This is a genomic window from Bifidobacterium catenulatum subsp. kashiwanohense JCM 15439 = DSM 21854 (genome assembly GCF_001042615.1).
GTDB classification, from domain to species: Bacteria; Actinomycetota; Actinomycetes; order Actinomycetales; family Bifidobacteriaceae; genus Bifidobacterium; species Bifidobacterium catenulatum.
The window spans coordinates 417,838-431,460 of sequence record NZ_AP012327.1; the positions used below are offsets into that span (position 1 = coordinate 417,838).

11 protein-coding genes and 1 tRNA gene are annotated in these 13,623 nt (G+C 56.5%); 11 read left to right on the top strand and 1 reads right to left on the bottom strand.

The features are described 5' to 3' along the window. The 3 genes from BBKW_RS01680 to BBKW_RS01690 are packed head-to-tail and all read left to right on the top strand — an operon-like array spanning position 1 to position 4,174. Entirely contained in the window at positions 1-1,140 is a 1,140-nt protein-coding gene (locus BBKW_RS01680; protein ID WP_033500827.1) for a glycosyl hydrolase family 8, read from the top strand. Continuing rightward, positions 1,137-2,726 carry a glycoside hydrolase family 43 protein gene (locus BBKW_RS01685; protein WP_033500828.1) on the top strand — a complete coding sequence of 530 codons (1,590 nt, stop codon included), beginning with the start codon at positions 1,137-1,139 and terminating at the stop codon, positions 2,724-2,726. The genes BBKW_RS01680 and BBKW_RS01685 overlap by 4 nt, the downstream gene beginning before the upstream one ends. Continuing rightward, complete coding sequence (locus tag BBKW_RS01690) at positions 2,723-4,174, top strand: carboxylesterase/lipase family protein (protein WP_033500829.1); 1,452 nt, start codon at positions 2,723-2,725, stop codon at positions 4,172-4,174. The genes BBKW_RS01685 and BBKW_RS01690 overlap by 4 nt, the downstream gene beginning before the upstream one ends. A gap of 366 nt (positions 4,175-4,540) precedes the next feature. On the opposite strand, the gene BBKW_RS01695 is transcribed toward BBKW_RS01690, so the two are convergent. Then, positions 4,541-4,628: transfer RNA gene (locus BBKW_RS01695), tRNA-Ser, on the bottom strand. A gap of 234 nt (positions 4,629-4,862) precedes the next feature. On the opposite strand from BBKW_RS01695, the gene dinB reads away from it, so the two are divergent. The 8 genes from dinB (at position 4,863) to rpsI (ending at position 13,605) form a co-directional block, all read left to right on the top strand. Next, entirely contained in the window at positions 4,863-6,167 is a 1,305-nt protein-coding gene (gene dinB, locus BBKW_RS01700; protein ID WP_033500830.1) for a DNA polymerase IV, read from the top strand. 68 nt (positions 6,168-6,235) lie between these two features. Beyond that, positions 6,236-7,600 carry a CapA family protein gene (locus tag BBKW_RS01705; RefSeq protein WP_033500831.1) on the top strand — a complete coding sequence of 455 codons (1,365 nt, stop codon included), beginning with the start codon at positions 6,236-6,238 and terminating at the stop codon, positions 7,598-7,600. Between the two features lie 81 nt (positions 7,601-7,681). Then, positions 7,682-8,671: a D-2-hydroxyacid dehydrogenase family protein gene (locus BBKW_RS01710; RefSeq protein ID WP_033500832.1), complete on the top strand. Its 990-nt coding sequence runs from the start codon at positions 7,682-7,684 to the stop codon at positions 8,669-8,671. A 67-nt stretch (positions 8,672-8,738) separates the two neighbouring features. After that, positions 8,739-9,377 carry a YigZ family protein gene (locus BBKW_RS01715; RefSeq protein WP_033500961.1) on the top strand — a complete coding sequence of 213 codons (639 nt, stop codon included), beginning with the start codon at positions 8,739-8,741 and terminating at the stop codon, positions 9,375-9,377. Between the two features lie 32 nt (positions 9,378-9,409). Next, entirely contained in the window at positions 9,410-10,081 is a 672-nt protein-coding gene (locus tag BBKW_RS01720) for an AbrB family transcriptional regulator (RefSeq protein WP_033500833.1), read from the top strand. A gap of 69 nt (positions 10,082-10,150) precedes the next feature. Beyond that, complete coding sequence (gene malQ, locus BBKW_RS01725) at positions 10,151-12,313, top strand: 4-alpha-glucanotransferase (RefSeq protein ID WP_033500834.1); 2,163 nt, start codon at positions 10,151-10,153, stop codon at positions 12,311-12,313. A gap of 330 nt (positions 12,314-12,643) precedes the next feature. Further along, positions 12,644-13,093 (top strand): 50S ribosomal protein L13, encoded by a 450-nt coding sequence (gene rplM / locus BBKW_RS01730; protein WP_003836021.1) that lies wholly within the window; start codon positions 12,644-12,646, stop codon positions 13,091-13,093. Between the two features lie 20 nt (positions 13,094-13,113). Then, entirely contained in the window at positions 13,114-13,605 is a 492-nt protein-coding gene (rpsI, locus tag BBKW_RS01735) for a 30S ribosomal protein S9 (protein ID WP_003836019.1), read from the top strand. Positions 13,606-13,623: the final 18 nt, after the last annotated feature.

A 13,623-nucleotide genomic window follows, 5' to 3' on the forward strand; every position in this document is an offset into this window, starting at 1 on the left:
ATGACAAATGCAACCGATACCAACAAGACATTGGGCGAGTCCATGTTCGCACAGTGCGGATATGCCCAGGACGCCATCGATAAGCGCTTGTCACAGGTCTGGCATGAAATTTTCGAAGGTCCGAACAAATTCTATTGGGAGAACGACGAAGGTCTTGCCTATGTGATGGACACCGGCAACAACGATGTACGTACCGAGGGTATGAGCTATGCGATGATGATCGCCCTGCAATACGACCGTAAGGACGTATTCGACAAGCTGTGGGGCTGGGTAATGCGTCACATGTACATGGAGGACGGTCATCATGCGCATTATTTCGCATGGTCGGTCGAGCCGGACGGTACGCCGAACTCGAATGGTCCTGCACCTGACGGCGAGGAATATTTCGCGATGGATCTGTTCCTCGCTTCCCGTCGCTGGGGTGATGGCGAGGATATCTACGAATATTCCGCATGGGGACGCGAGATCTTGAGATATTGCGTTCATAAGGGCGAACGCTACGACGGCGAGCCCATGTGGAATCCCGACAACAAGCTCATCAAGTTCATTCCGGAAACCGAGTGGAGCGATCCGTCCTACCATCTGCCGCACTTCTATGAAGTATTCGCCGAAGAGGCCGACGAAGAAGACCGTCCATTTTGGCATGAGGCAGCCGCCGCAAGCCGTCGCTATCTGCAGGCGGCCTGCGACGAGCGGACCGGCATGAATGCTGAATACGCGGATTATGACGGAAAGCCGCATGTCGACGAGTCCAATCATTGGCATTTCTATTCCGACGCCTACCGTACCGCGGCGAATATCGGACTGGATGCAGCCTGGAACGGTCCGCAGGAAGTGCTGTGCGACCGCGTCGCCGCGCTGCAGCGATTCTTCCTGACCCACGACCGTACTAGCGTCTACGCCATCGACGGCACCGCCGTGGATGAGGTCGTGCTTCATCCGGTCGGATTCCTGGCCGCGACCGCGCAAGGCGCACTTGCGGCGGTGCATTCGACCCAGCCCGACGCGGAACATAATGCCCGTGAATGGGTGCGCATGCTGTGGAATACGCCGATGCGAACCGGCACGCGTCGTTACTATGACAACTTCCTCTATGCTTTCGCCATGCTGGCGTTGAGCGGAAAGTATCGGTATGAATGATGATTACCTCAACTAATCCTATGGTCTACACGGATTTTCCTGATCCAGACATCATCCGGGTCGGGGACGTGTATTACATGGCCACTACGACTATGCATTTCACACCCGGGTGCGATATTCTGCGCAGCTATGACCTAGTGCATTGGGAATTCATTGCGCACGCATTGAATATCGTGGCGGATACCCCTGAAGAACGTTTGGAATGTGAAGGTGCCAACGCCTACGGTCGAGGCATGTGGGCGCCGTCACTGCGTTACCATCGGGGCACCTGGTATGTGTTGTTCGCCGCCAACGATACGCATACCAGCTATCTGCTGACGGCGGACGATCCATGCGGCCCATGGCGAAAGCGTGAGCTTGACGGCTTCTATTACGACAGCGGACTGTTCTTTGACGACGATGATCGAGCCTATGTCGTACATGGGCAGTCGACATTGCGCATCACGGAGTTGAATCCTGAATTAAGCGGGCCGATGCCGGGTGGGCTCGACCGGGTCATCGTGCAGGACGATCCGCAGGCCGACCTTGGTTATGAGGGCAGTCACCTGTACAAGCATGATGGACGCTATTACGTCTTCACCTGTCACTTCCCGCAAGGCAAGGGCAAAACAGAAGCCTGCTTGATGGCCGAATCCTTGGATGGCGCTTTCGAAGTGCGTGAAATTATCGAAGACGACCTGTCCTTCCACGGTTACGGAGTCGCGCAAGGCGGTATGGTGGACACTCCGGACGGCGACTGGTATGCATTCATGATGCAGGACCGCGGCGGTGTGGGACGCGTGCCGATACTGATGCCGATGCGGTTCGGCGAGGACGGATTCCCCGTCGTCGGCGAGAACGGCAAAGTGCCGCAGTCGGTCAGCGTGCCGGCTGCAAGCTGTGCCGAACCTGTCACGCCCATCAACGGCAGCGAATTCATAGCCCGGTATAACGCCGAAGGCGGAGTCGATGCCGACTGTCTGCAGCCATACTGGCAGTTCAATCACATCCCACATAACGAATACTGGTCACTGACGGAACGTCCGGGAGCATTCCGCCTGCATTCCGGACGCATCAGCTCGAATCTCAATCATGCATGGAACACGCTGACGCAGCGCACGATGGGGCCTGTGACGGTGGCCGAAGTCACCGTCGACGCGTCGACATTGCATGATGGCGACTTCGCCGGATTGGCGGCGTTCCAAGGATGCTATTCCTACATCGCGCTTACGCGAAGGAACGGCCGCACGATGCTGACCGTCCAATACAAGCCGGTGAATGACGATTCCATCTTCTCCGACGATGATTGGGACAGTCCAGCCGTAACGGATGCGGAAATCATGGCGGATGCGGATTGCATGCGCCTGCGCGCAGTATATGATTTCACCGATTGCAAGGATGAAGTGACGTTCTTCTACCGCGATGCGGATACGCCGGAATCCGAATGGTGTCCATTGGGGACAGCGCACCGGATGATCTTCAAAATGGATCATTTCACAGGTTGCCGTATCGGATTGTTCCTGTATTCGACAAAAGAGACCGGTGGAATCGCCGATTTTTACGACTTTGCGTATTCGACGCCGAATACGAAGGAAAGAGAGCAATGAAGCGACAGGTCATAGTGGCGCAAGGAACTGTCGAAGGCTTGGCGGCTGAAGATCAGGGCATCACCGTGTTCCGAGGGGTCCCGTTCGCCCAGCCTCCCGTCGGCGGTCTGCGCTGGCGTGCGCCGCAGCCGGCCCTGCCATGGGATGGTGTGCTGCAAGCCTTCGATTTCGGGCCTACCGCGATGCAGCCGACGCCGGGCGCCTCCGATGATTTCTATGATCGTGAATGGGGCACCGATCCGGCCGTGCCGATGAGCGAGGATTGCCTCTACCTGAATATTTGGACTCCGGCATTACGCGGATATGGCGCGGATAGCATGGTAGCCTCCGAAAAGCTGCCGGTCATGGTCTGGATCTATGGCGGAGCCTATCAATGTGGCGGCACATTTGAAAAGGAATTCGACGGCACACATCTCGCCGCGAACGGCGTCGTTGTGGTCAGTGTGGCCTATCGTCTGAATGCATTTGGGTTTATGACGCACCCTTTGCTGCATGAGGAGGCCGTAGAACGCGGCGACGGCGAACCATATGCGAATTTCGGATTCCTGGATCAGCGTGCCGGAATCCAATGGGTGAAGGAAAACATCGCGAAGTTCGGCGGAGATCCGGAAAACATCACGGTTTTCGGCCAATCGGCCGGTGCCGCCAGCGTCTTGGCCCAGGTCTGCTCGCCGATGAATCATGGCCTGTTTCAGAAAGCCATCATGCAATCCGGCGCAGGCTTAGGGTATTTCAATGCGCGGCAGGACACGCTGGAGCATGCGCAGGCCAACGGAATCCGTCTGTTCGAAGCATTGGGTGTCTCCACGCTGGAGCAGGCCCGTGCAATCCCGGCCCGAACGGTATTGGAAGCCGCCGAGTCCCTGCCTGTTCCACCGGACAGCGGACGTGAAGATGACTGGTCGATGATCGTCAATTGGGTGCCATGCGTGGACGGCCTGTTCCTTCCCGATCAGGAGGAGCGTATCGTTGAGGGCTGCAAGGCCAACAACGTCGACATGCTGGTCGGCAACACGACCAATGAGTTCATCGCTTCGACTGAAGATGGGAAGCCTGTGCATGTCGGACAGCTCGGCAATCTCACGCTGATCCGCAAATGGACCGCAAGCGGTGGAACCGCGCCATACTACTATCATTTCGATGTCGCTATGCCGGGGGATGATGCCGGAGCCTTCCACTCGTCCGATCTGTGGTTCTCCTTTGGAAGCCTTGCGAAATGCTGGCGTCCGTTCGTTGGATGGCATTACGATCTGGCAAGGCGAATGGGGCTGTACTGGACCAATTTCGCTGCCAATGGCGATCCCAACGGAACGGACCGTGACGGAACGCCGCTTCCTGTATGGGATCCTTGCATCGGTGAGGAATGCCCCGCCATGCATTTGTGCCAAGAACCGGGCATGCGGACGGATTGGCTTACCGAAACGGATCGAAAAGCATTCGGCCTGTGACGGCATGCCGTTGATGTATAAATACTGATATGTAAACAGGGGCGGTCTTTGTGGATCGTCCCTGTCGCATAATGGTTTGCCGTTGCGCGTGCAGGAGGATTTCGAGACTGATTATCCGACTTTTCACCGTTTCCGTCGTCTGGTTCGTCGGTGGCGTCTCGCGGAGGCTCGGGCCATTAAAGACCCTGTTCGGCGTCGTGCGGATATCACGTAGTCGGTAGGAGCCTTGCCGTTTATCTGCTGTTTGAGCATGTCGGTCATGGCGTCGCCCATGTGTATCGTCGCGTTGGATGCCTTGAAATCGTTGGTACTCCGCCGTTTTGGCATGAAAAAAGGGCTTCCGGATTTCTCCGAAAACCCTCAAGGCGGAGTCAGAGGGATTCGAACCCTCGAGCCGCTAAAAACGACTAACACCTTAGCAGGGTGCCCCTATCGGCCACTCAGGCATGACTCCACTGTTTTACCGTTTTCACGACGCAACAGCATGTAACTATACCATCCATTTGCGGGCAAAACACCATATCTCGAAAAAAAGATGAAAGAACGTTGAAATATCGGGGAAAATCCGTGCTATATGCATGTGCGTGCTTTATGAAATCGCAACTGTCGACACGCTGTTTTCGTAAGATAAACTGCGATATTCGAACATTTGTTTCAAAGGAACGTGAAAAACAGCTATCATGGAATTATGAGTACCGCACCGAGAATCGCAGCAGCCAAACGTGACTGGGGCCATGACGAGGCTGGGTGCACGGTGCTGCATATCGACATGGATGCTTTCTATGCGTCTTTGGAAGTGGCCCGGCACCCGGAATACCGCGGCAGGCCGGTGATCATCGGCGTGGGCAATCGTTCGGTGGTGTCCGCGGCCAGCTACGAGGCGCGGCAATACGGCATCAACTCGGCCATGGCAAGTTCTAGGGCGCAAAAGCTATGCCCGAACGGCATTTTCCTTCCGGTCGACATGAGTTACTATCGCGCGATGTCGCATCGCATTTTCAAGGAAGTGCTCAGTCGAATTACCGGCCGCATCGAACAGGTATCGGTTGACGAATGCTATATGGACGTTTCCGGAGCGTTGCTGCGGTGGGGCAGTCCCAGTGCCATTGGAGCGTGGATACGTGAACAGGTGGCCTTGCGCTACAACATCACCTGTTCCGTCGGCATCGCGGCGAACAAGCTGGTCGCCAAAATGGCATCCACCAATGCCAAGCCCAACGGCATGTTGATGATTCCCGTGGCGCGGCATGCGCAATTCGTGCAGATGATGCCATTGCGTGGCATTCCCGGCATCGGACCTTCTCTGGAAAAGCGTCTGAACGCGTGGGGCGTCGACTCGGTCGCCGACCTTGCATGCATGAGTCTCGAATCTCTGGAGCGGGCCACCGGATCTGCTATCTCCGCACACGGCCTGTATCAGGCGGCCCGAGGCTTGGACGATAGGCCCGTCGTACCATACACGCAGGAAAAATCGATTGGCGCGGAACGTACCTTCGAAGCAGACACACAAGACATGCGACAGGTGTGTTCTATGCTTCGCTGGTGTTGCGATGACGTGGCTACGTCGTTGCGTAAGCGTGGTTTCCTTGCACGCAAGGTCATGGTCAAACTCCGATTTCCGGACTTGAGTTATGCGACGAAAGGGCGCACGCTGGACTGCCCTACTGACGCGGCGAGCGTGCTTTACCCGCAATGCGTAGACCTGCTACTCGCCATGATGGGCATGGTCCCGGAGTCCGTGCATGCCATTTCCCTTGCTCGGCCCGTGCGTTTGGCGGGAATGAGCGCCAGTGGACTTGTGCTTGCCGAAGAGACTGCGATCCAGCCCTCACTGGATGATCTGCTGGAAGAAAACGAAGCCGAACGGCATGCGGCGGTTCAGGCAAAATCTGCGCAAATGCAGACCCACGCAAAACGTTTGCGTGGTGCGGAAGCAGCACTGGATGCGGTGCGTCAAAAATACGGCAATGACATCGCCAGCTTCGGAGTGTAGAAGCCGGGGTGCGTCCGTTATTCTTGAATTGAAGAGTTGAGAAGGTTTTAGAGGAAGGCGGGAACGCCATGAAATACAGAAAAGAGGCAGTGCACGCAACCAACCCGGAAGTGCTTGCGGCCGGCCGACGCAGGCTCGCGTTCGCGGCGTTGACCGTGCTTGCCGTCGTGCTTGTTGCGGGAATATGGCTGCTGGTGCATAGCCTTCAATCAAAGCAGAGTGATGCCGATGCGAAGCCGGCAACAACGGTGAGCGAGCCAAAAACGGTTGAAAAGAAACAAGTGACCGAATCTGCGGAGCATCATGGCAATTCCCCAGATTGCCCCGATACCGATTGCATCGCCATGCTTGTCAACGGTGATCTGCTGTTCCATGAGGGATTGTGGAACCAGTATGCCAGCGCCAACACCGCGGCCACCGACGGCACCGCATTTGATTTCACCGGTCTGTTCGAACCGATGCGCAAATATATCGAAGCTTCCGACATCGCCGTATGTGAATTCGAAACACCTATCGCACAACGTGGCGGTTCATATTCCGCCTATCCGATTTTCAATATTCCTCCAGAAGTGGCCGATGCCGCGAAAAATGTGGGATATCATGCCTGCACTCATGCTTCGAATCATTCTTGGGATCAAGGTGCCGACGGCATCGCACGTTTGTGGGACACGCTTGAACAGGACGGCATAGCGCAAACCGGTTCCTATAAAACCGAAAAGGATTCGTATGAGCCGTTGGTCATCGATTCGCCGACGGGCGGCGGCAAAATCGGACTCGTTGCGGGAACCGTATCGTTGAATGCGCAAACGCCTGACTACGACTGGCGTGTGGATCGCCTTCGCGAATCCGGAGATCCGAACCATCAGGCCGATATAGACAAGGCCGTGGCCAAGGCGAAGGCCGCTCGAGCACAAGGTGCCGACGTGGTGGCCATGGCCATGCATTCCGTGCAGGAATACTTGGACTACGCCGATTCCTGGCAGCAGGATGAAGCGCACGAGCTAGCTGATACGGGCGCATTTGATGTGATCTATGGTGCCGGTTGCCATTGCGCGCAGCCGATCGAGAACTATAACGGCACTTGGATCATCTACGGTTTGGGTAATGCCGTAACCGAATCGGCCAATACTGCAGACACCATCGTAAACAACCAAGGTGTGACCGCGCGCATTCAATTCGCAGGCAAAAAAGGCGTGGCAGGCTCGTGGCGCGTCAACCGTATCGACTGGGTGCCCAGCGCCAATGTGACGCAAGGCAAATACCAATGGTGTTCGCTGGCAAGCGATCATCCGGAAGGCCCCTGCTGGGATGAAACGCAAGACGCGAATGTGCGCCAACGCATCTGGGACGTGCTCTATTCCATGGGCGCCGACCAAAACGTGGTCAAGGAATGGAATATAACCGCAGAGCGGGCGAGTTCATCTGGCGAGTAGTTTTCCATGGCACAATATGCCTCATACCGTTGGTTGAAAACGCGGAAGAACCGCTTGAACACACAGTGTGAGGTGAAAGACATGGATGAAATCTACGAAACCCAGCCGGAACGTACCGATCTGCCTCTGGTGGTTATGCCCGTCATCATCGAATCGATGATTGAACCGTTCGAAAAGAACTTCGAGCTGTTCAAAGACATTGCCCGCGTACGCATGTACAAGGATTTCACGCTCGATGAAGACACCATCGTCGCGCGGTGCGCCGAAGCCGACGCCATCATAGTGGTCGGATTCCACTGCGCCGACTCGATCCTCAACCGTCTGAACGCCAAGTGCTACGCGTTCGGCGGCACCGGCGTAGCCAGCTACATCGATCTAGCCAAAGCCAAGGAACGCGGCATCCGCGTATGCAACGTGGTGCACTACGGCGACCATGCCGTAGCCGAACACACCATCGCATTGCTCATGGAACTCGCCAGGCAGGTCGGCAAACTCGACAGGCAAGTCAAAGAAGGCAATTGGGATGGTGTCGACGGCTATGAACTGTACGGTAAGAAGCTTGGCATCATCGGCCTTGGCGGCATTGGCCAAACCGTGGCGCGTATCGCCGGAACTCTCGGCATGAACGTGTCCGCATGGAACTCCCACGTTCCCGAGCAGGTGTTCACCGACCTGAACGTCACTCCGGTTGACGATATGAACGAACTGATTGCCGGATCCGACGTGGTGTCCATCCACTTGCCGTTGCTGGACTCCACAAAAGGCATTGTCACCGCGCAAAATCTTGAGGCTCTGAAACCGGGAACCATGTTCATCAACACGGCCCGTGCGGAAATCATCGAGTCAGGCGCGTTGCTCTCCAGACTCCAGCGCGGCGACATTCCTGCGGCGCTCGACGTGTTCGACCATGAGCCGCTCACTGCCGACGATCCGCTGTGCTCGATTCCAGGCATCATCCTCACCCCACACACCGCCTGGCGCACCGACGGCGCATATGTGGGCATCACCAAGCAGGTTGTTCAATCGGTCGCGGCTTACTTTAAGGGCGAGGATTTCAACGTCGTCGTGTGAGCGATCGCATGAAACGGTATAAGAAAAAACGTACGGACGGTCGGCGTGATTGGGTAGGTTGAAAGACATGCAGACCATACTCGATTCCGCTGATCAGCCCGCGCATGATGCGTTCGTCGAGAAGAAATCGGAATTCATCGGCGACGCCTGCCATATCAATTCCTTGGATGAGGCGCTCGCGTTTGTGCAGATGATTCGCGATCAGCATCCGAAAGCCCGTCATGTTGCCTATGCTGCGGTGTGCGGTGGCTCCGACGGCCGTTTGGCCGAGCGCATGAGTGATGACGGCGAGCCGTCGGGCACGGCCGGCAAGCCGATTCTCGACGTGCTGCGCGCCAACGAGATGACGGATTGCGTGGTTGCCGTCACCCGATATTTCGGTGGGATCTTATTGGGTTCCGGCGGTCTGATCCGTGCATATTCCACGGGTGCGTCCATCGCCGTCAAAGCGGCGACCAAAGCGAAAATCGTGCCGTGTAGCGAATATCAGGTAACGCTCGACTACTCACAATTGGGCAGTTTCCAGAATCTTCTCGCCTCGGTGCAGGGTGAGCAGGCGGACGCGCAGTACACCGATCGCATCGTATTGGCGGTTGTCGTGCCACAGGAGCAATCGCAGCAATTCGAATCGCGTGTGGTCGAAACGTTCAATGCAACCGTGACTCCACAGAAAACGGGAACTTCCAATCGTCCGGTGAAAATGTGAATCCCGGAAGACAATGACGTAAGGTGGAAACTATGACCGATGCTGAAATCAAGCAAGACGGCAATGCCGAGAACGAATCCGCACAATCGCAAGGCCAGGAGATTCCTTCGGATTTCGAGCCTCTGACCGCGACTTACGAGCGTTTGCGGCATTCCGCGGATGCCGCTGAACTGAGTGAATTCGCACGCCGGCCATTGCCTGACCGTTCCGAACAGGCTGCGTTCTCGCGAGCCACGGCACTGCTGGAGGCTGTCGCAGGCAATACGCATACGCCGTTGGAAGATCGCGTTTTCCTCGCGGAAACCATGCCGTTTCCGAATATTCTCGTCAAACTGTCCACCGACGAATCCGTTGAGGTGCGCAAGGCCGTTGCCGGCAATTCCAATGATAAGAATTGGCTGGTGGGGCGTCTCACCAAGGATGAGTCCCCCGAAGTGCGCGATGTCGCATTGCGTAACAAGCGGACATCTTGGAAGATGAGGCTCGAAGGCGCACAGGATCCGGATACGGATTCGCAAACCCTTGATTTTTTGGGATCCTTGGGAACCGAGATCGAACCGAATGCTCCTGCGGTACTCGCTTCCATGGTGCGCAGGGCCGTTGCGGTGAACCCGAATGCATCCGATCAGATGCTGGAAAAACTTGCGCGGGATGCGTCGGGAGAAGTAAAAAGAGCCGCTGAAAAGCGTCTTTCGGAGAAATAGTTGCATACGTTGTCATTTTTATGAGATTTTTGCGCGTGGTGCGTGTGATTGGGGCATAGACTGTTGCTTATGACAGAACAGACCGAAAATGCAACGCGTCTAGCCCGTCCGCTCATTCGTTTGGCAAAGTTGGTGGGTGTCGCCACCAGTTATGTCGGTATGAGCCGTGATTACCACGAAATCGAAGACGATGTTCTTGTGGCGGTGCTCAAAGCGCTTGGAATCGACGCTTCCAACGATGATGCGATCGAACGGTCCATCACCACCATTCAGCGTGAACGCAACATCCGAATCGTTCCCCCGACCGTGTTGCACATTGTCGGTAAGAAAAGCAAAGTAGAAGTCCATGGCGGCGCGCTTGACGTTCCTGCAGCTTCCATCACGTTGGAAGATGGCGAGACGTATGCCGGCAAAATCGAGCATGAGGGCGGCAGCGGTGCCGCGGTCGAGGTCGATGGCGTATTTGTGTGCACATCGTATCTGGTGCTTCCGGAAGACCTTCCCGAAGGGTATCACACCCTTGAGGTCACCGTGGGTGGCAAGACGGAGTCTGCAACCGTTATCAGCGCTCCGGAGAAGATCGAACTGCTCGACGAGATGAAGGAAGGCTCCCTGTGGGGATGGATGAGCCAGCTCTATTCCATCCGTTCCAGCGGCTCTTGGGGAATCGGCGATTATGAGGATCTGAAGACCCTGCTCGTCGAATCCAAGAAGAAAACCGGTGCCGATTTTATGCTGATCAATCCGCTGCATGCCGCCGAGCCGGTGCCGCCGATCGAGCCGTCGCCGTATCTGCCGATTTCGCGCCGTTTCATCAACTTCAGCTATATTCGTCCGGAATCCATGCCGGAATATGCCACGCTTTCGCCGGAAGATAAGACGAAGGTCGACGCGCTGCACGAGCAGGTCGAACCCCTCAACGGCGATGCGCAGGTTTTGGACCGTGAAACGATGTGGCGTACCAAGATGCAGGCGTTGTGGGTCATCTACAAAGCAGGTCTTTCCATACAGCGTCAAGCTGAGTTCGACCAGTATCTCGCCGAAGTGGGCGATGAAATCGAATCCTATGCCACGTGGTGCCTGTGCTACGACAAGTGGGGCGCCTCCAATGGCAGCGACGACGATTGGGTGCGTAAGTTTAATCGTGGTTCCGAAGAGGTCGCGCAGCTTCGCGCGCAGTATCCTGACACGCTCGAATTCTACCGTTGGCTCGAATGGGTCGCCACCGAGCAGCTGCATGCGGCCCAGCAGGCGGCGCGTGACGCAGGCATGAAGATCGGCATCGTCGCCGACATGGCGGTGGGTGTGCACCCGGCCGGTTCCGACGTGTGGTGGAATCCTGAGCGTTTCGCCAAGGGTGCCACGGTCGGCGCCCCGCCAGACATGTTCAACCAGCAGGGTCAGGATTGGAGCCAGCCGCCGCTGAACCCGATTGCCCTTGATCAGACCGGTTACAAGGTGTACCGAGACATGGTGCATGGCATGTTCTCCAATGCGGGCGCGGTGCGTATTGACCATATTCTCGGCTTGTTCCGCTTGTGGTGGATTCCGGAAGGCAAGAAGGCCATGGACGGCACCTACGTGCATTACGATTCTGACATCATGCTCGGCATTCTCGCGCTGGAAGCGTCTCGCGCCGGTGGCGTGGTCGTGGGCGAGGATCTTGGCGTGGTTCCGGCTTATGTGTCCAAATCGCTGTCCGAGCACGGCATTCTCGGTTGCGCAGTGGAATGGTTCGAACAGTTCGACGGTGTGTTCCGTGCACCGAAGGATTGGCGTCCGTATGCGCTGGCTTCCGTCAATACGCACGATTTGCCTCCGGCGGCAGGCTACTTGGAGTATGGGCATGTCAAGCTGCGCGAGCAGTTGGGATTGTTGTCCGGTCCGGTCGAGGAATTCAAGAAGTCCGCGGAAGCCGAGCATAACGCCATGCTGAACATGCTTGTCAAGGAAGGCTATCTTGACGCTGACGTGCTGGAAGATGAGCTTGCCAACGAAAACGAGATCATCGACGCCCTGTACCGCGGTCTTAAGGGATCGCCATGCAAGCTGATGGCAGCATCCATTGTCGATGCGGTCGGTGAAAAGCGCACGCAGAACCAGCCGGGAACCTGCAACGAGTACCCGAATTGGCGTATTCCTTTAGCTGACGGCGATGGCAATGTCGTGCCTCTGGAAGAGTTGTTCGGCAATACTCGACTGCAGGAGATCGCGGCGATTATGCGCGGCTGATCGCGTTTGGCATCAGATATTAGATATAGTAAAACCGGTGATATGAAACGGAACGTCCGTTTGCGTATCGCCGGTTTTTCGTTGCTGTGGGAAAAGAGTTATTTTACGTTGATTTCGCTATACGATGTGTCGCAAATGTCAAGGCTGGCGATACACTAGTAGATTGTTGTGTTTCCCTACGGGGTCCTTCAAAGCGCTTTTCCCACTCGCCATCGAGGACTTTCAGGGAGCCCACGGATAATGAGACCTGAAAACGGCATCATTCCGCGCCTAACCAACGCATTGATGTTGATGGAAGGTCCGGAACACAATATATAGAAAAGGTACATCGTGAAAACTTTCACTCCGAAGCCAGCTGATCTGACTCACGACTGGTACGTTATCGACGCCACCGACGTGGTGCTCGGCCGTCTCGCTTCCCAGGCAGCCATCCTGCTGCGTGGCAAGAACAAGCCGACCTACGCTCCGCACGCCGATTCCGGCAACCACGTGATCATTCTCAACGCCGATAAGATCGCTCTGACCGGCAACAAGTTGGGTAAGGAACTGTACATGCACTCCGGTCGTCCGGGTGGCCTGCGTCGCGATAGCTACGGCAAGCTGCTCAAGACCAACCCTGAGCGCATCATCAAGTCCGCTATCAAGGGCATGCTGCCGAAGAATCGTCTGGCCAAGGTCCAGCTGGATCGCCTCCACATCATCTGTGGCACCGAGCATCCGTACGCTGGCCAGAAGCCGCAGGTTTTCGAGATCGCTCAGGTCTCGCAGCAGGCTAAGTGAACCGAAGGGAGATAGGAAACATGGCTGAAAACACCAACAACTCCGCGGTTCTCGAGACCGAAGAGGAGCTCACCTCGTACACCACCGAAACCAACGCTGGCGCTGGCACCGGTACTTCCGCTATCGCTCCGGGCTACGGCACCGGTCGTCGTAAGGAAGCCGTCGCTCGTGTTCGCCTGGTTCCGGGCACCGGCAAGTGGACCATCAACGGTCGCACCCTGGAAGAGTACTTCCCGGCCAAGCTGCTGCAGCGTGAGGTCAACTCCCCGATCGTGCTTCTCAAGCTCGAAGGCAAGTTCGACGCTATCGTCCTCGTTGACGGTGGCGGCACCACCGGCCAGGCTGGCGCAATCCGCCTGGGCGTTGCCCGCGCTCTGAACGCCATCGATCGTGATGCGAACCGCGCAGCCCTGAAGAAGGCTGGCTTCCTGACCCGCGACGCTCGCGTCGTGGAACGCAAGAAGGCCGGTCTGCACAAGGCTCGTCGCGCTCCGCAGTTCTCGAAGCGCTAAAGCTTTACGGCTTATACG